Raw genomic sequence first — 14,998 nt, forward strand, 5'->3', positions numbered from 1 at the left:
GATGACCTTGGGGTTCACGAAGCCCTTGCGGTTATGAACCTTGCGGATGAAGTGCTTGATCATCTCCTCGGCGACTTCGAAGTCGGCGATGACCCCGTCGCGCATGGGACGGATGGCTTCCATATGGCCCGGGGTGCGGCCCAGCATCTGCTTGGCCTCTATGCCGACGGCGTGGACGATCTTCCGACCACCGACGTTGCGCAGGGCGACCACCGACGGTTCGTTCAGCACGATGCCCTTGCCCTTCATATAGATCAGGGTGTTGGCGGTGCCGAGGTCGATGGCGATGTCGTTGGAGATTGCGCCGAAAATGCTGGAGAACATGGGTCCGGAATACCGTTCGTTCGGGCCTGAATAGGGCGTTCGCTGTCTCGATCCGCTTCGGCGACGCCCCGGCCGCGCTCATCCCCATGAGCGCCGCCTCCTGATCGTTATCGCCTGACCGACCTTATGGCCCGTTTGCCCGTGTGCGGGGGGGAATACAAGCCCCATGAGCCCCCCCGGAGCCTGCCGCCGCCGCTATCTTCGGACTCACGGTTCACGATCCCGTCAGCCAAGCTTTCTAGTCCGGCGACCCGGCCGCGCGCTCACGCCGTTTGACCAGTTCGCGCACGCCCAGCATCAGGCCGAGCCAGACCACCGCCACGCCCGCGAGGATCAGCGAGGTCCAGACGCCGTCGCCGCTGACCGCCGAGACCACCGCCCCGCCGAAGAAGGCCACCAACGCGGTCTTGGGCAGGACCCCGAGGGCGCAGCCGAGCAGATAGGCCGGAAAGGCGGCGCGGGTTGCGCCGAAGGCCATGTTGACGACGATGAACGGCGCCGACGGCACATTGCGGATCATGAAGCTCGCGTAGAAGGCGTTTTTGCCGACGAAGCCCTTGAGCCGGCCCAGGGTCCGTCCGCCATAGCGATCCAGCAGCCGTGCGGTCGGCCCCCGCCCGAGCCAGTAGGTCACCCCGGCCGAGGCGACGGTCGCAGCCCAGCTGTAGAAAAAGCCCAGCGACGGCCCGAAAGCGACCACGCAGGCGGCGATCAGGATGAACTGCGGCGCGCCGATGAAGGCGGCGGCGACGAACAGGACCGCGGTGGCGGCGAAGGCCCACGGACTGCCGGCGTAGCCCTGAAGCCAGGCCTCGAGATTCTCCTCGGCCTCCAGCCCCAGCTGGCTCTTGCCGATCATCAGCAGGGCGACCGTGGCCCCGAGCAGCAGCGCCGTCGCCAGCAGCGCCCGCCAGCGGCGGCCTTCCATGTTGAGGATGAAATCGAGCAGACGGCGCATGACCGGCGATTAGCATTCCGCGGAACCGGCGGCGAGAGCGCCCTCCCCGCGCCGCGGACCGACGTGATCCGGTCGGGCCGCCCGGGCGTATGGGGTGCGACTCAACCGGAGACGACCATGACCCAAGCTCTCGCCTTCGTGACGGTGCTCATCATCTTCGGGGTGATCGACACCCTGTGGCTCGGCTTCATGGGCGACCGGGTCTACCGGCCGTTGATCGGCGAGGTGCTGGCGGACAAGTTCCGGCTCGTCCCCGCTATCGCCTTTTACACTCTGTACGCTGCGGGTTTGACCCTGTTCGCCGTGCTGCCGGGGCTGAAGACGGGAGACTGGAAGACGGCGCTGGTCTGGGGCGCCCTGTTCGGCCTGTTCGCCTACGGCACCTACGACCTGACCAACTACGCCACGCTGAAGACCTGGGGCCTGAAGATCACCTTGCTGGACATGACCTGGGGCGTTGTCGTCAGCGGCGTCTCGTCGGCGGCTGCCTGCGCCGTGGCGCTGCGCCTGATGAAGGCGCTGAACCTGGCGATCTAGCCCCTGGGCGGGCGCGGGAAGAAGACGGGGGTGCGGGCCGCGTAGCGGGCGAACGCTTCAGGCCGGCTGCGCCGCATATGGGCCTCCAGCGGCGGGATGCCCGAAACCCGCGTCAGCAGCCAGTAGATGTAGGCCGGTCCTACCAGCGCCAGCCAGCCCCACGGGCGGTCGCCGCCGAGGTCGACGGCCAGCACCGGCCATGCGCACCAGCCCAGCCATTCGAAGAAGTAGTTGGGGTGCCGCGACCAGGCCCAGAGGCCGCGATCCATCACCTGATCCCGCGTAGTCGAAGGATCGGCGCGAAAGGCGGCCAGCTGGCGGTCGGCGATTCCCGCCCCGACGACGCCGACGACCAGCAGGGCGGCGCCGAGCGCGTCCTGCAGCCCCAGCGGTCCCTGACGATTGTGGGCCGCCAGCAGGATCGGGAGAACCAGAACCGCCGCCGCCCCCGCCTGCAACTGCAGGAAGGCGAACAGCCGCATCTGGAAATTGGCGCCCCACTCCTGCCGCAGCCGGGCGTAACGGGCGTCCTCCGGGCCAGACAGCGAACGGCCGGCGATGTGTGCGCCCAGCCGGACGCCCCACAGGGCCGCCAGCCCCGCCGCCAGCCACTGGCGGGCGTCGGGCGGTCCGTCGACCGGATACAGGGCCGCGCCTGCCCCGGCCGCGCACAGGCCGAACGACCAGAAGACGTCGGCCCAGCCGCCCTGCCCCGTCGCCCGCTGCACGCCCCACGCCACCGCCATGACGGCGCAGAGGAAGAGGGTCGCGAGACCCCAGGGCGCCAGCAGGGCGATCACAGCCGCACGAAGGGCTGCAGCAGTCGGCCGATCCAGCCGTCGAGGCGAATCTGGCCGTCGAGGGCCACGACGCACAGGCACGGCTCGGCCGAGACGGTGCGGGGTCGGTGATGGACTTCGCCGTCCGCCTCCTCGAAATCGCCGGGGCCGAAGCGGGCCTCGTCAGTCTCATAGGCCCCGGAGATGACGCAGGTCAGTTCGACCCCGGCGTGGGTGTGAACCGGGGTGGTGCGGCCCGAGCCGATCCTGAGCAGGATCACCCGGCATTCTCCGTCGCGGGGCGCATGGACCTCACGGACATGCATGTCCGGGCCGATCCAGCGCCACGGCCCGAGCGCGTACCGGCGCAACGGCGCGGGAAGCTCGGTCATGTCGTTGGCGGGTTCAGGCGGAAGCGTATCGTCCGCCGCGGTCAGGCTGGCCAGGGTCCGCGCCAGCAGGTCGTCGGCGACGGCCGCGGGCTCGATGGTCTCCAGAACCTCGCCGCCGACCGCCTGCAGGTTCTCGACCCAGCGCGCGGTTGCGGGGCGCAGGGCGAGATGGGTCGCCACCACCACGGACTCGGGGGGGCTGAGCGTCCCTGCGGCATAGGCCAGCAGGCGTTCCTCGGACGGTTGAAGGCGGGCGGTCATGACTGTTCCCCGACAGGCTGATCGAGCAGATCCCTGAGCTTGATCATCGCGTTGCGTATCCTCGACTTTACGGTTCCGAGAGGCAGCGCCAGCGACTGCGCCACCTCGGCGTGGGTGAGATCCTGAAAGAAGGCCATCTGGATGACCTCGATCTGGTCCGGTTTCAGACTGCGCAGGGCGGCGCGGACGCGGCCCTCGTCCTGACGGGCCTGAAGCAGGTCGTCCGGCCGCTCGGGATCGGGCGAATCCAGACTGATCTCCGGGACCGGCAGGGGCCGGCTCTCCCGCCGCAGGGCGTCGATCCGGCGGTTGCGGGCGATGGTGAAGATCCACGTCGCCGCCCGCGCCCGGGACGGATCGAACTGCTCGGCCTTGCGCCAGACCGTCAGCATGGCGTCCTGGGCGAAGTCGTCGGCCGCCGCCGGCGCCGCGCCCGACCGCATCAGATAGGCTTTCAGCCGCGGCGCGAAGTGATCGAACAGGGCCGCGAAGGCGTCGCGGTCACGGTCCCGCGCCACCGCCTGGATGAGCCGGTCGTACTCAGTGTCGCCGCTCACGGCGCCGGCGCGCGCAAGGCCGATATCCGAAACCATTCCATGCATTGGCCCTCATACGCGGGGAATCCCCGACCGGATCATACCTCATCCAGAACGGGGCGCCCGACGTAACAGCGACCGTCGCCCGTCGAGGGCCGAGCGGAGTTCGCATGAGCCTCACACCAGTTTCGAACGACGGGCCGTCCGGCGGCCCCCGGCTGCGGATCGCGGTCATCGGGTCGGGGATATCCGGCCTGTCCTGCGCCTGGCTGTTGAGCCAACAGCATGAGGTGGTCGTCTACGAGCGCGCCGACCGTCTCGGGGGCCACACCAACACCGTGACGGCCAATACGGCGACGGGGCCGGTCGCGGTGGATACAGGCTTCATCGTCTTCAACGAGGCGACCTATCCCAATCTGATCGCCCTGTTCGACCATCTGGGCGTCGCCAGCCGGGCCACCGACATGTCGTTCTCGGTGTCGCTGGAGGAAGGCGGGTTCGAATACGCCGCTCCGGCCCTGTTCGCCCAGCGCCGCAACGTGCTGCGGCCGCGGTTCTGGTCGATGCTGTCCGAGGTGCTGCGGTTCTACCGCGAGGCGCCGGCGGCGCTGGCGACGCTGGAGGATCCGAACCTGTCGCTGGGGGCTTTCCTGCAGCAGGGTCGGTTCAGCGCGGCCTTCCGCGACGACCATCTGTTGCCGATGGCGGCGGCGATCTGGTCGTCGCCGACCGAGGCCCTGCTCGACTACCCGGCCGCGTCCTTCCTGCGCTTCTGTGACAATCACGGCCTGCTGAAGCTGGCGGGACGGCCGCTGTGGCGCACCGTGATCGATGGCAGCCGCACCTATGTCGAGCGGATGGCCGCGGCGCTGGGCTCAGGCATCCGCCTCGGCCGGGACGTGGTCGAAATCCGTCGTACCGGCGATGGCGTGATCGTGGGGGAACGCAACGGCCGCCGCGAACGCTTCGATCATGTGGTCATCGCGACCCACGCCGATCAGGCCCTGGCCATGCTCGACGCCCCTACCGAAGCCGAACGCCGGACGCTGGGCGCCTTCCGCTACAGCCGCAACCTGGCGGTGCTGCACACCGATCCCGCCCTGATGCCCAAACGCCGCCGCGCCTGGGCGAGCTGGAACTACATCGGTTCGGAGGGCGGGCTGTGCGTCAGCTACTGGATGAACAAGCTTCAGGGCCTGCCGGGGCAGGACCTGTTCGTCACCCTGAATCCGCCGCAACCGCCCCGCCCCGACGCCCTGCTGCGCAGCGAACTGTACGAGCACCCGATCTTCGACGCCGCGGCGCTGCGGGCCCAAGGGGCGCTGTGGGATCTGCAGGGCGAGGGCGGAGTCTGGTTCTGCGGGGCCCATTTCGGCGCGGGGTTCCATGAAGACGGGCTGCAATCCGGCCTGGCCGTGGCCGAACAGCTGGGCGGGGTTCGCCGGCCGTGGGCCGTCGCCGACGAAAGCGGGCGCATCCAGATCGGTGCGGACCGGGACCGGCGCATGGAGACTGCAGCGTGAGCGACGCGTCCGCCCTCTACCTTGGCGGGGTGATGCACCAGCGCCTGCGGCCGCGCCGCCACCGGCTCGAGCGTCGGGTCTTCTGGCTGCTGCTCGACCTGTCCGAACTGGACGGGCTGGACCGGCGATTGCGGCTGTTCTCGCGCAATCGCTGGAACCTGTTCTCCTTCTTCGACCGCGACCACGGGGACGGATCGGGGCGGCCGCTGCGCGCGCAGGTCGAGGCCCGGCTGGCCGCCATCGGCGTGGATCTGGCCGGCGGCGCGGTCCGGCTCCTGACGATGCCGCGGGTGCTGGGCTTCGTGTTCAATCCGATCAGCGTCTACTACTGCCACGCGGCCGACGGTCGACTGGCCGCGCTCAGCTATGAGGTGACCAGCACCTTCGGCGAACGGCACTGCTACGATCTGGCCGTTGCGGACGCCGGGGCGGATGCAGAGCCGTTCCGCCAGAGCTGCGCCAAGGCGCTTTATGTGTCGCCCTTTCTCGATATGGACATGACCTACCGGTTCCGCGGCCGGGCGCCGGGGGAGCGGGTCGGGCTGACCGTGGGCTGCGCCGACGCCAGGGGCCCGCTGCTGACGGCGACGCTGTGGGGCCGGCGTCGCCCGCTCGCCGACCGGGCCCTGGTCGGGGCTGCCCTCGCCTTTCCGCTGATGACGCTGAAGGTCGCCGCCGCCATTCACTGGGAGGCGCTCATTCTGTGGCTGAAGGGCGTGCCCGTGACGCTGGGGCGGCGGCCGGCGCCCGCGATGGCGACGGGAGCGGGCTCGTGACCGCGGTTTCCCCGATCGCGTCACAGGGCGGAAGGATCGCCTGGGGCGCGGGCCTGTTCATGCGGCTGCTGTCCTCCGGCTGGACCATCGGCCGCCTGACCGTGACGCTTCCCGACGGCACGAGGCATCATCTGGAGGGGCGGGAGCCGGGCCGCACCGCCGTTCTGCAGATCAGCGACTGGCGCTGCATCCGCCGCACCATAGCCGGCGGCGATATCGGATTCGCCGAAGGCTATATGGCGGGAGAGTGGGACAGCCCGCACCTCGCTGCCCTGCTCGAGGCGTTCGCGGCCAACTACGATCAGTTGAGCCGGCTGGTCGACGGCAACCCGATCCTCAACGCGGCAAACCGTCTTGGCCACCGGCTGAACCGCAACAGCCGGAGCGGCTCGCGGCGCAACATCCACGCCCACTACGACCTCGGCAACGCTTTCTACGCCAGCTGGCTGGATCCCTCGATGACCTATTCGGCCGCGCGGTTCAGCGGGCCGGATCAGGGTCTGGAGGAAGGGCAGCGGGCCAAATATGCCCGGCTGGCCTCGCTGATGGACCTCCGCCGCGACCATTCGGTGCTGGAAATCGGCTGCGGCTGGGGCGGTTTCGCCGAATACGCCGCCCGTGAGATCGGCGCCCGGGTGACCGCGATCACCATCTCGCGCGAGCAGCACGCCTTTGCGCGCCAGCGAATCCACGAAGCCGGTCTGGACGAGCGGGTCGACATCCGCCTGGTCGACTATCGCGATGTGGAAGGCCGGTTCGACCGGGTCGCCTCGATCGAGATGTTCGAAGCGGTGGGCGAGGAATACTGGGCCGACTATTTCGGAGCCCTGCGGCGCGTGTTGGCGCCGGGCGGACGGGCCGGTCTGCAGATCATCACCATCCGGGACGACCTGTTCGAGGGCTACCGGCGGCGGCCGGATTTCATCCAGAAGTACGTCTTCCCGGGCGGCATGCTGCCGTCCGAGCCGCGGCTGGCCCCGGTCATCAACGCCGCCGGACTGGACTGGGAGACGACCGAGCGGTTTGGCCAGGACTATGCGACCACCCTCGATCTGTGGGGCCGCCGCTTCGACAAGGCCTGGGACGGCATTGCGGCCGCCGGCCGGTTCGACGAACGGTTCCGCAGGCTGTGGCGGTTCTACCTCGCCTATTGCGAGGCCGGTTTCCGCTCGGGACGGACGGATGTCGTCCAGATCGCCCTCACGGCCAGGGACGGTTGAGGCGCGGCGAAGGCAGGGAGGCCGAATCCGCCTTGCCCCGGGCGAACTCCCGCCCCTACTCTCCCGCCCGTCAACAGCAAGGCTGGCCGGAGCATAGAGATTGAGCCTGACGCCCGCGGTGATTCTCGCACTTCTCATCGGCGGGCCGACCGGCCCGCAGACGCCGCCGATCTTCAACCCCGGCGCGCCGGGAGCGCCATCGCGGGTGATCAGCGCGGCCGAGGCGGTGGAGCTGAGCCGGACGGGCTATGTCGAGGCTGATGTGCGCTTCATGCGCCACATGATCGTCCACCACGCCCAGGCCGTGGAGATGGTCGCGCTGCTGCAGAGCCGCGCCGCCTCGCCGACCGTGCGGCGGCTGGGCGACCGGATTGCGCAGAGCCAGACCGCCGAGATGGCGCAGATGGAAGAGTGGCTGGCGGCGCGGGCCCTGGCCACGACGGACCCCGACCTCCACGCCGGCCATCACGGACACGCGGCCGGTGCGGCCGCGTCCGATACGCCGTTGATGCCGGGTATGCTGTCGCCCGCGCAGATGGCGGCGCTGGCCGCGGCGACAGGACCAGAATTCGACCAACTGTTCCTCGAAGGGATGATCCGGCATCACCAGGGGGCGCTGGCCATGGTAGAGGCCCTGCTGGACAATCCCGAGGCGGCCGAGGATCCCACCCTGTCCGACTTCGCCAGTTCCGTCACCGCCGATCAGGCGGCCGAAATCCTGCGCATGCAGACCATTCTGTCCGAGCTCTAGAACCATTCATCCGCAAGGGGCGTCCATGATCATCCGCAGTCTTCTGTTAGGCTCCGCCGCCGCGGCGAGCCTGTTGCTCGGGGCCGCCACGGCCGAGGCCCAGGCCCCGGCTCCCGGCCAGATCCCGCCCGTCGGGACGGATGTCCGCTCGACGCTGACGCCGGGCCTGCACGACGCCGGTCAGGCGATCTCGAACCTGACGCTCGAGCATTCGGTGCAGCCCGCGCCGGGCTTCTTCGATCCGGAGGCCCTGTTCGCGCCGCCGACGCGCGAAGAGGCGCTGGCTGCCCGGGCCCGGGCGGCGGCGGTCGAGGCCGGCACGGCCGAGCCCCTGCCCCGCCCGCGCTACAGCCCGCTGGCCCTCGCCAACAGCGACATGGCCATGTCGAACGGGCGCCTATTCGTCGGCAATTTCAACGGCTTCAACGCCTATGACGTGAGTGGCGAAGGCGCGCCCGAACTGGTGCTGTCGGTGGTCTGCCCCGGCGGTCAGGGCGACGTCTCGGTGCACGGGAACCTGCTGTTCATGTCGGTCGAGCAGAACCGCGCCCGGCTGGACTGCGGAGTCAGGGACGCCGAGGGCGAGGTCAACGCCGAACGCTTCCGCGGCATCCGCATCTTCGACATCAGCGACCTGTCCGCGCCCCGCCAGATCGCGGCGGTGCAAACCTGCCGGGGATCGCACACCCACACCCTGGTCCCGCATCCGACCGATCCGAAGGTCCTCTACATCTACAACTCCGCCACCTCGGGGGTGCGCAAGAGCGAGGAGCTGTCGATCTGCCAGGACGGCCAGCCTGCCGACAATCCCGAGACGGCGCTGTATTCGATCGACGTGATCAAGGTGCCCCTGGACGCGCCGGAGCAGGCCGCCATCGTCAACCGCCCGCGCATCTTCGCCGACCGCGAGACCGGCGCCGTCGCCGGCCTGTGGAAGGGCGGCCGCCTCGGCGTCGCGGGCCAGGAAAGCGGCCCGACCAACCACTGCCACGACATCACCGTCTACCCCGAGATCGGTCTGGCGGCCGGCGCGTGCAGCGGCAACGGCATCCTGCTGGACATCTCGGATCCGGAGAACCCGTCGCGGGTGTCCGAGCTGTTCGATCCGGACATGGCCTACTGGCACTCCGCCACCTTCAACACGACCGGGGACAAGGTGCTGTTCACGGACGAATGGGGCGGCGGCACCTCGGCGCGCTGCCGGGCCGAGGACCCGGCCGCCTGGGGCGCCGACCTGATCGCCGCGATCGAGGACGGCCGCCTCGTCGGCAAGAGCTTCTTCAAGCTGCCGGCCGCCCAGTCCGGGTCTGAGAACTGCGTGGCCCACAACGGCAATCTGGTCCCGGTGCCCGGCCGCGATCTGATGGTCCAGGCCTGGTACCAGGGCGGCGTGTCGATCGTGGACTTCACCGATCCCGCGCGGCCGCAGGAAATCGCCTATTTCGACCGCGGGCCCGTGGATGGAGACCGGCTCTATGTGGGCGGCCACTGGTCGGCCTACTGGCTCAACGGCCGCATCTACGCCAGCGAGATCGCGCGCGGCTTCGATGTGCTGCGCCTGAAGCCCAGCGAACACCTGTCCGCGGCCGAGATTGCGGTCGCCGAGCGGGTGATGGCGGAGACGATCAATCCGCAGACCCAGACCCGCCCGGTCTGGGAGGATCACCCGGATGTGGCGACCGCCTATCTGGACCAGCTGGCGCGGTCACAGGGTCTTGAGGCCGGCCTTGCCGGGAAGGCGCGGGCGGCGGTCGAACAATGGCGCGGCGGAGGCGTCGACCGGGCGCAGGCGTCGGCGCTGTCCCGGGAGATCGCCATCGTTCCGGAGAATATGCCCGCGGCCGATGCGGCGCGGCGCAAGGCGCTGTCGGAGCTGTTCGGCCGGCTCGGCGCGCGGTCCTGAAAGGGGAATCCTGATGCGCCTTTCACTCTTCGCCGCCGCGCTGGCGCTGACGTTCGCCGGCCCGGCCGCCGCCCAGACCCCCGCTCCGGCTCCGGCGCCGGCGACACAGGCCGCGGCCGCCCTCCCCGCCGACGTGGCCTCGCCGGAGGCCATCGTCACGGCGCTGTATGACGTCATCTCTGGCGATGCAGGGGTCGAGCGGGACTGGGATCGATTCCGGTCGCTGTTCCACCCGACCGCGCGGCTGATGCCTTCGGGCGTCAATGCCCAGGGGGTGGGCGTGGCCCGCTCGATCACGCCGGAAGACTATATCGAGCGGAGCGGCCCGGTCCTGACCCGCGACGGTTTCCACGAGCGTGAGATCGCCCGGCGGGCCGAGCGGTTCGGCCACATGGTCCATGTCTGGTCGACCTACGACAGCGTGCGCAGCCTCTCCGACCCGGCGCCGTTCATGCGCGGGATCAACAGCATCCAGCTGTTCCATGACGGCTCGCGCTGGTGGGTGATGAGCGTCTACTGGCTGGCGGAGAGCCCGGACACGCCCATTCCACCCGAATATCTGCCCGCGCCATGACCGACGGCGGTCCGCCGCCATTTGATCGCTGTTTCGCAACTGCGTAAGGAATGGGCGCCGTTCCCCGGGAGTCGCCATGTCCAGCCTGCAGTCCGCCGCCCTCTCCCGCGTCAAGCCGTCGGCCACCCTGGCGGTCACCGCTCGCGCGCGCGAGCTGAAGCGCGAGGGGCGCGACGTCATCGGTCTCGGCGCCGGCGAGCCCGACTTCGATACGCCCGAGAACATCAAGGAAGCCGCCATCGCGGCCATCCGGCGCGGCGAGACCAAATACACCGACGTCGACGGCCTGCCCGAGCTGAAGGCGGCCGTGGCGGCCAAGTTCGCCCGCGAGAATGGCCTCACCTATGCGACGAACCAGATCCACGTCGCCCCGGGCGGCAAGACGGTGATTTACAACGCCCTCGTCGCCACCCTGTCGCCCGGCGACGAAGTGATCGTGCCGGCGCCCTACTGGGTGTCCTACCCTGACATGGTCCTTCTGGCCGGCGGCGAGCCGGTGTCGGTGGTCGGGCACGAGGCCGACGGCTTCAAGCTGAAGCCCGAGGCCCTGGAGGCCGCGATCACCCCGCGGACCAAATGGCTGATCCTCAACTCGCCGTCGAACCCCACCGGCGCCGCCTACACCGGCGAGGAGCTGGAGGCGCTGGCGGCCGTGCTGCGCCGCCACCCGCAGGTCTGGGTGATGACCGACGACATGTACGAGCACCTGATCTACGGCGACTTCGACTACCGGACGATCGCCCAGGTCGCGCCGGACCTGTACGAGCGGACCCTGACGGTGAACGGGGTCAGCAAGGCCTACGCCATGACCGGCTGGCGCATCGGCTACGCCGGCGGCCCCAAGCCGCTGATCGACCTGATGCGCAAGGTCGCCGGCCAGACCACCTCCAACCCGTCCTCGATCAGCCAGTGGGCGGCGGTCGAGGCGCTGAACGGGCCGCAGGACTTCATCGCCGAACGGGCGAAGCATTTCGAGGCGCGCCGCGACCTTGTCGTGTCGATGCTGAATCAGGCGACGGGCATCCGCTGCGCCACGCCGGAAGGGGCCTTCTACGTCTATCCGTCGATCGAGGGGCTGATCGGCAAGACAACCGAGGGCGGGACCGTGATCGACAGCGACGACACGTTCGCGACCGCCCTCCTCGACGCCGAGGGCGTGGCCGTGGTGCAGGGCTCGGCCTTCGGTCTGAGCCCCTATTTCCGCATCAGCTACGCGACCTCGGAGACCGTGCTGGAGGAAGCCTGCCGGCGCATCCAGCGATTCTGCGCCAGTTTGCGCTGAGCCGAATATGAAGCCGAGTTAATCAGGCTGACGTAGCGGTGAAACCTCCGTCGGGCGTATAGGGGAACGTTGTTCTTCTAACCCTGTTGGAACGCCCCATGCTCCGCCTGACCTGCACCACCGCCCTTGTGGCCGTTTTCGCCCTGTCCGCCGGTCAGGCGCCGGCCCAGAGTCAGCGGACCACCGGCCCGGTCGCCACCTACTGGGTCACCGCGCGGACGACTGCCGGACTGCCCACCGGCGGCGCGGGGTTCGATCCGATGGCCATGATGTCCGGCGGCGGCGTTCAGAAATCCCTCTCCCTGCAGCTGCAGGCCGACCGCACGGCTCCCGCGCCCGAGGCCCGGCATCAGCCGCCCGCGGGCCTGAATACGGGCGACCTGCCGCTGGTTACGCCCGTGCGCCAGCCGGCTTCGCCGACCCCGGATTTCATGCCGCAAGCCCGGGGCGAAGGCGGTCGCATGCGGATGTTGATCTATCACGGCTGCGGAGAGCCGACCGGTTCGGGCCAGCCGCTGGTGATCGAGATCTCCACCGACGACCCGGCCCGCGGCGCCAGCCAGATGACCGCCCTGATGGAGGCTGTGCGAGTCTCGCCGGAGACGCCGCCCTCGCCGGGATCGGGCCGCACCTATGGCGAATGGCCGAACGACCGGTCGAGCCAGCGGATACCGGCGAACGGCTCGCTGGTGGGCGATCACCTGGTTGACGGCAACTACACCCCCGACATCCGCTTCAGCCTCGGCGCCGATCAGGACTTCATGGAGCCGGTCCAGCTGACCGGCGTGGCGGACGGCGGATCGCTGGGCTGGAACGCCGTCGGCGGCGCCCGCGGCTACTTCGCCATGACCATGGGAGCCAATGAGGCCGGGGATATGGTGGCCTGGACCTCCAGCAACATTCCGATCTCGTTCGGCCAGATCCCGGACATCCTTTCGCCCGCCGACCTGGAGCGGCTGATCCGCCAGGGCGTGGTCCTGCCGGCGTCGACCACCGGCTGCCCGATCCCGAGCGCCGTGCAGATGGCGGCGCCCCAGTCGATGGTCCGGGTGATCGCGTTCGGCGGCGAAGCCAATTTCAGCTATCCGGCCAGGCCGGCCAACCCCCGCGAGACCTGGAACATCGAGCATGTGGTCAAGGTCCGCTACACCTCCAGCGCCTCGACCGTCCTCGGCATGGACATGAGCGACCTCGGCGGTGACGAGGGTCGCGAAGGGCCCGATTCGCGCCAACCGGCCCCCAATCCGGCCGACGCCCTCCGGGGCCTTGTCGGGGGCCTCCTCCGCCGGCGTTAAGCGGCCCGGCTGACGGCGAAATCCGCCAGTTGCTCGAGCGCCGACCGCCATTCGCCCTGGGGCAACGGCTTCAGCGCGTCCTGGGCCGCGGCGGCGTAGTCCCAGGCGGTGTCCAGGGTGGCGGCGAGGGCGCCGGCGCCGGCGATCAGGTCGCGGGCGCGGAGGAAGTCGTCCTCGGTGCGCTGGCCCTGGTTTATAGTGCGCTCCCAGAAGGCGTCCTCGCGGCCGCGCGTGCGGGCCACGGCGAGCAGCAGGGGCAAGGTCACCTTGCCCTCGTGGAAATCGTCGCCGGCGTTCTTGCCGAGGGTCGCGGACGCGCCGCCGTAGTCGAGGGCGTCGTCAGCCAGCTGGAAGGCGATCCCGAGATTGAGGCCGTAGGCGCGCAGGGCCTGGACCGCCTCTTCATCGGCCCCTGCCCCGACCGCCCCGGCCTCGGCGGCGGCGGCGAAAAGCTCCGCCGTCTTGGCCGAGATGATGCGCAGATAGGTGTCCTGGTCGAGGTTCAGATCGTGGGCGCGGGTCAGCTGCAGCACCTCGCCTTCGGAGATGACGCTGGACGCGGTGGCCAGGATCCCGAGTGCGCGCATCTGGCCGGTCTCAACCATCAGCTCGAAGGCGCGGGCGAACAGGAAGTCGCCGACCAGCACGCTGGACGGCGCGCCCCAGATCAGGTGGGCGGCGGTCTTGCCGCGGCGCAGGTTGGAGCCGTCGACGACATCGTCGTGCAGCAGGGTGGCGGTGTGGATGAACTCGACCGCGGCGGCCAGCTTGCGAGAGGCGTCGATGTCGTCGGCTGCACCGGACGCGCGGGCAGCAGCCACGGTCAGCAGCGGACGCAGCCGCTTGCCGCCCGCCGAGACGAGATGCTCGGCCAGCAGGGGAATCACCGGCACCTGGGACTGCATCCGCTCGACGATCAGGGCGTCGACGGCGGCCATGTCGCCCTTCGCCAGCCGAACCAGCGGTTCAACGTCTCCCTTGGGGCGGGACTCGGCGACGGTGACAGCGTCCAAGGGAGAACTCATGGGCACGGCGCGGAAGGGAGGATCACGCCTGAAAATCCAGCCGCCGCTTGCAGGGCGGCGATGCGGCGCACAATGGTGATCGGGCCATGAAGGGTCAAGCCGCGTGACCGTCGCATCATTCGTTCCGCAAGGCGGAGACATCGTCGAGAACGCCCTGCTGGGCGGGCGCGTCCGGCTGCGCCAGCCGGCGAAGGGCTATCGCGCCGGCATGGATGCGGCCCTGCTCGCGGCGGCGACCGGCGCGGAGCCTGGGGAGCGGGTGATCGAGGCGGGCTGCGGCGCGGGGGCGGTGCTGATGCAGATGGCCGCCCGGGCGCCGGGCGTCTCGATGACGGGGGTCGAGCGCGACCCGGCCATGGCGGCGCTGGCGCGGGAGAATGCGGCGCTGAATGGAGCGGACGCGACAATCCTGGAGGGCGACGTCGCCGCCGGGTTCCGCACTTTGGGGCTGGAGCCGTTCGACCGGGCGGTCAGCAATCCCCCCTTCTTCGATGATCCGGGGGCGCTGCGGACGCCGGCCCCGGGCAAGCAGGGCGCCTGGATGGCCGACAACGGGCTGGCGGCGTGGACGCGATTCCTGCTGAAGGCGGTGCGCGAGGGCGGGCGGATCGTGGTGATCCACCGCGCCGACCGGCTGGCCGATCTGCTGGCCCTGCTGGGCGAGACGGCGGGCTCGTTCTCGGTGCGGCCGGTGCACCCCTACGCCGACGAGCCGGCCAAGCGGGTGCTGGTGCAGGCGATCAAAACCGGCAAGGCGCCGCTGCGGCTGTTGCCGCCGCTGGTGCTGCACGACCGGTCAGGCGGCAAGCATACGGCCGAGGCCGAGGCGGTGTTGCGGGGCGAGGCCGCCCTGCCCTTCTGA

Annotated in this window: 16 protein-coding genes; 10 read left to right on the top strand and 6 right to left on the bottom strand. The window is 69.9% G+C overall.

The features are described from left to right. Both V6M45_RS12405 and V6M45_RS12410 read right to left on the bottom strand, forming a co-directional pair. A partial coding sequence (locus tag V6M45_RS12405; RefSeq protein ID WP_332656847.1) for a rod shape-determining protein occupies nt 1–324 on the bottom strand: 324 nt, incomplete at its 3' end. A gap of 238 nt (nt 325–562) precedes the next feature. Further along, nucleotides 563–1,282, bottom strand: a complete 720-nt coding sequence (locus V6M45_RS12410) for a TVP38/TMEM64 family protein (RefSeq protein ID WP_332656848.1) — start codon at nt 1,280–1,282, stop codon at nt 563–565. 117 nt (nt 1,283–1,399) lie between these two features. Between V6M45_RS12410 and V6M45_RS12415 the strand changes: the two genes are divergently transcribed. Continuing rightward, on the top strand, nt 1,400–1,819 hold the full coding sequence (locus V6M45_RS12415) for a DUF2177 family protein (RefSeq protein WP_332656849.1): 420 nt from the start codon (nt 1,400–1,402) through the stop codon (nt 1,817–1,819). On the opposite strand, the gene V6M45_RS12420 is transcribed toward V6M45_RS12415, so the two are convergent. From V6M45_RS12420 to V6M45_RS12430, 3 genes are read right to left on the bottom strand one after another with little or no spacing between them, the layout of a single operon-like run. After that, the gene (locus tag V6M45_RS12420) at nt 1,816–2,619 is read right to left on the bottom strand and encodes a DUF1295 domain-containing protein (protein ID WP_332656850.1); all 804 of its coding nucleotides are present in this window, start codon (nt 2,617–2,619) and stop codon (nt 1,816–1,818) included. The two genes, V6M45_RS12415 and V6M45_RS12420, sit on opposite strands and share 4 nt — an antisense overlap. Further along, nucleotides 2,616–3,251, bottom strand: coding sequence for a cadmium/peroxide/UV radiation responsive anti-sigma factor ChrR (gene chrR / locus V6M45_RS12425; protein WP_332656851.1), 636 nt, complete (start codon nt 3,249–3,251; stop codon nt 2,616–2,618). The genes V6M45_RS12420 and chrR overlap by 4 nt, the downstream gene beginning before the upstream one ends. Beyond that, nucleotides 3,248–3,808, bottom strand: a complete 561-nt coding sequence (locus V6M45_RS12430) for a sigma-70 family RNA polymerase sigma factor (RefSeq protein ID WP_332656852.1) — start codon at nt 3,806–3,808, stop codon at nt 3,248–3,250. The genes chrR and V6M45_RS12430 overlap by 4 nt, the downstream gene beginning before the upstream one ends. Before the next feature lie 149 nt (nt 3,809–3,957). On the opposite strand from V6M45_RS12430, the gene V6M45_RS12435 reads away from it, so the two are divergent. The 8 genes from V6M45_RS12435 (at nt 3,958) to V6M45_RS12470 (ending at nt 13,111) form a co-directional block, all read left to right on the top strand. Further along, the gene (locus tag V6M45_RS12435) at nt 3,958–5,310 is read left to right on the top strand and encodes an NAD(P)/FAD-dependent oxidoreductase (protein ID WP_332656853.1); all 1,353 of its coding nucleotides are present in this window, start codon (nt 3,958–3,960) and stop codon (nt 5,308–5,310) included. Continuing rightward, nucleotides 5,307–6,086 carry a DUF1365 domain-containing protein gene (locus tag V6M45_RS12440; RefSeq protein WP_332656854.1) on the top strand — a complete coding sequence of 260 codons (780 nt, stop codon included), beginning with the start codon at nt 5,307–5,309 and terminating at the stop codon, nt 6,084–6,086. The genes V6M45_RS12435 and V6M45_RS12440 overlap by 4 nt, the downstream gene beginning before the upstream one ends. A gap of 59 nt (nt 6,087–6,145) precedes the next feature. Beyond that, nucleotides 6,146–7,306 (top strand): class I SAM-dependent methyltransferase, encoded by a 1,161-nt coding sequence (locus tag V6M45_RS12445; protein WP_442880590.1) that lies wholly within the window; start codon nt 6,146–6,148, stop codon nt 7,304–7,306. A 100-nt stretch (nt 7,307–7,406) separates the two neighbouring features. After that, complete coding sequence (locus V6M45_RS12450) at nt 7,407–8,057, top strand: DUF305 domain-containing protein (RefSeq protein WP_332656856.1); 651 nt, start codon at nt 7,407–7,409, stop codon at nt 8,055–8,057. Between the two features lie 25 nt (nt 8,058–8,082). Then, nucleotides 8,083–9,960 (top strand): LVIVD repeat-containing protein, encoded by a 1,878-nt coding sequence (locus V6M45_RS12455; RefSeq protein WP_332656857.1) that lies wholly within the window; start codon nt 8,083–8,085, stop codon nt 9,958–9,960. A 13-nt stretch (nt 9,961–9,973) separates the two neighbouring features. Further along, a complete protein-coding gene (locus V6M45_RS12460) occupies nt 9,974–10,534 on the top strand; it encodes a hypothetical protein (RefSeq protein ID WP_332656858.1) in 561 nt (186 codons plus the stop codon). A 76-nt stretch (nt 10,535–10,610) separates the two neighbouring features. Continuing rightward, nucleotides 10,611–11,816 (top strand): pyridoxal phosphate-dependent aminotransferase, encoded by a 1,206-nt coding sequence (locus V6M45_RS12465; protein WP_332656859.1) that lies wholly within the window; start codon nt 10,611–10,613, stop codon nt 11,814–11,816. A gap of 98 nt (nt 11,817–11,914) precedes the next feature. Continuing rightward, nucleotides 11,915–13,111 carry a hypothetical protein gene (locus V6M45_RS12470; RefSeq protein WP_332656860.1) on the top strand — a complete coding sequence of 399 codons (1,197 nt, stop codon included), beginning with the start codon at nt 11,915–11,917 and terminating at the stop codon, nt 13,109–13,111. Here the strand turns inward: V6M45_RS12470 and V6M45_RS12475 are convergent. Further along, nucleotides 13,108–14,124: a polyprenyl synthetase family protein gene (locus V6M45_RS12475; RefSeq protein ID WP_442880587.1), complete on the bottom strand. Its 1,017-nt coding sequence runs from the start codon at nt 14,122–14,124 to the stop codon at nt 13,108–13,110. The two genes, V6M45_RS12470 and V6M45_RS12475, sit on opposite strands and share 4 nt — an antisense overlap. A gap of 115 nt (nt 14,125–14,239) precedes the next feature. Between V6M45_RS12475 and V6M45_RS12480 the strand changes: the two genes are divergently transcribed. Further along, nucleotides 14,240–14,998, top strand: a complete 759-nt coding sequence (locus V6M45_RS12480) for a tRNA1(Val) (adenine(37)-N6)-methyltransferase (RefSeq protein WP_332656862.1) — start codon at nt 14,240–14,242, stop codon at nt 14,996–14,998.

It is taken from the genome of Brevundimonas sp. (assembly GCF_036676055.1).
GTDB lineage: Bacteria > Pseudomonadota > Alphaproteobacteria > Caulobacterales > Caulobacteraceae > Brevundimonas.

Excerpts from the sequence above, each read along its gene's own strand:
- V6M45_RS12410 (WP_332656848.1), bottom strand. The coding sequence starts at position 1,282 with ATGCGCCGTCTGCTCGATTTCATCCTCAACATGGAAGGCCGCCGCTGG.
- V6M45_RS12415 (WP_332656849.1), top strand. The coding sequence starts at position 1,400 with ATGACCCAAGCTCTCGCCTTCGTGACGGTGCTCATCATCTTCGGGGTG.
- chrR (WP_332656851.1), bottom strand. The coding sequence starts at position 3,251 with ATGACCGCCCGCCTTCAACCGTCCGAGGAACGCCTGCTGGCCTATGCC.
- V6M45_RS12435 (WP_332656853.1), top strand. The coding sequence starts at position 3,958 with ATGAGCCTCACACCAGTTTCGAACGACGGGCCGTCCGGCGGCCCCCGG.
- V6M45_RS12445 (WP_442880590.1), top strand. The coding sequence starts at position 6,146 with ATGCGGCTGCTGTCCTCCGGCTGGACCATCGGCCGCCTGACCGTGACG.
- V6M45_RS12455 (WP_332656857.1), top strand. The coding sequence starts at position 8,083 with ATGATCATCCGCAGTCTTCTGTTAGGCTCCGCCGCCGCGGCGAGCCTG.
- V6M45_RS12460 (WP_332656858.1), top strand. The coding sequence starts at position 9,974 with ATGCGCCTTTCACTCTTCGCCGCCGCGCTGGCGCTGACGTTCGCCGGC.
- V6M45_RS12465 (WP_332656859.1), top strand. The coding sequence starts at position 10,611 with ATGTCCAGCCTGCAGTCCGCCGCCCTCTCCCGCGTCAAGCCGTCGGCC.
- V6M45_RS12470 (WP_332656860.1), top strand. The coding sequence starts at position 11,915 with ATGCTCCGCCTGACCTGCACCACCGCCCTTGTGGCCGTTTTCGCCCTG.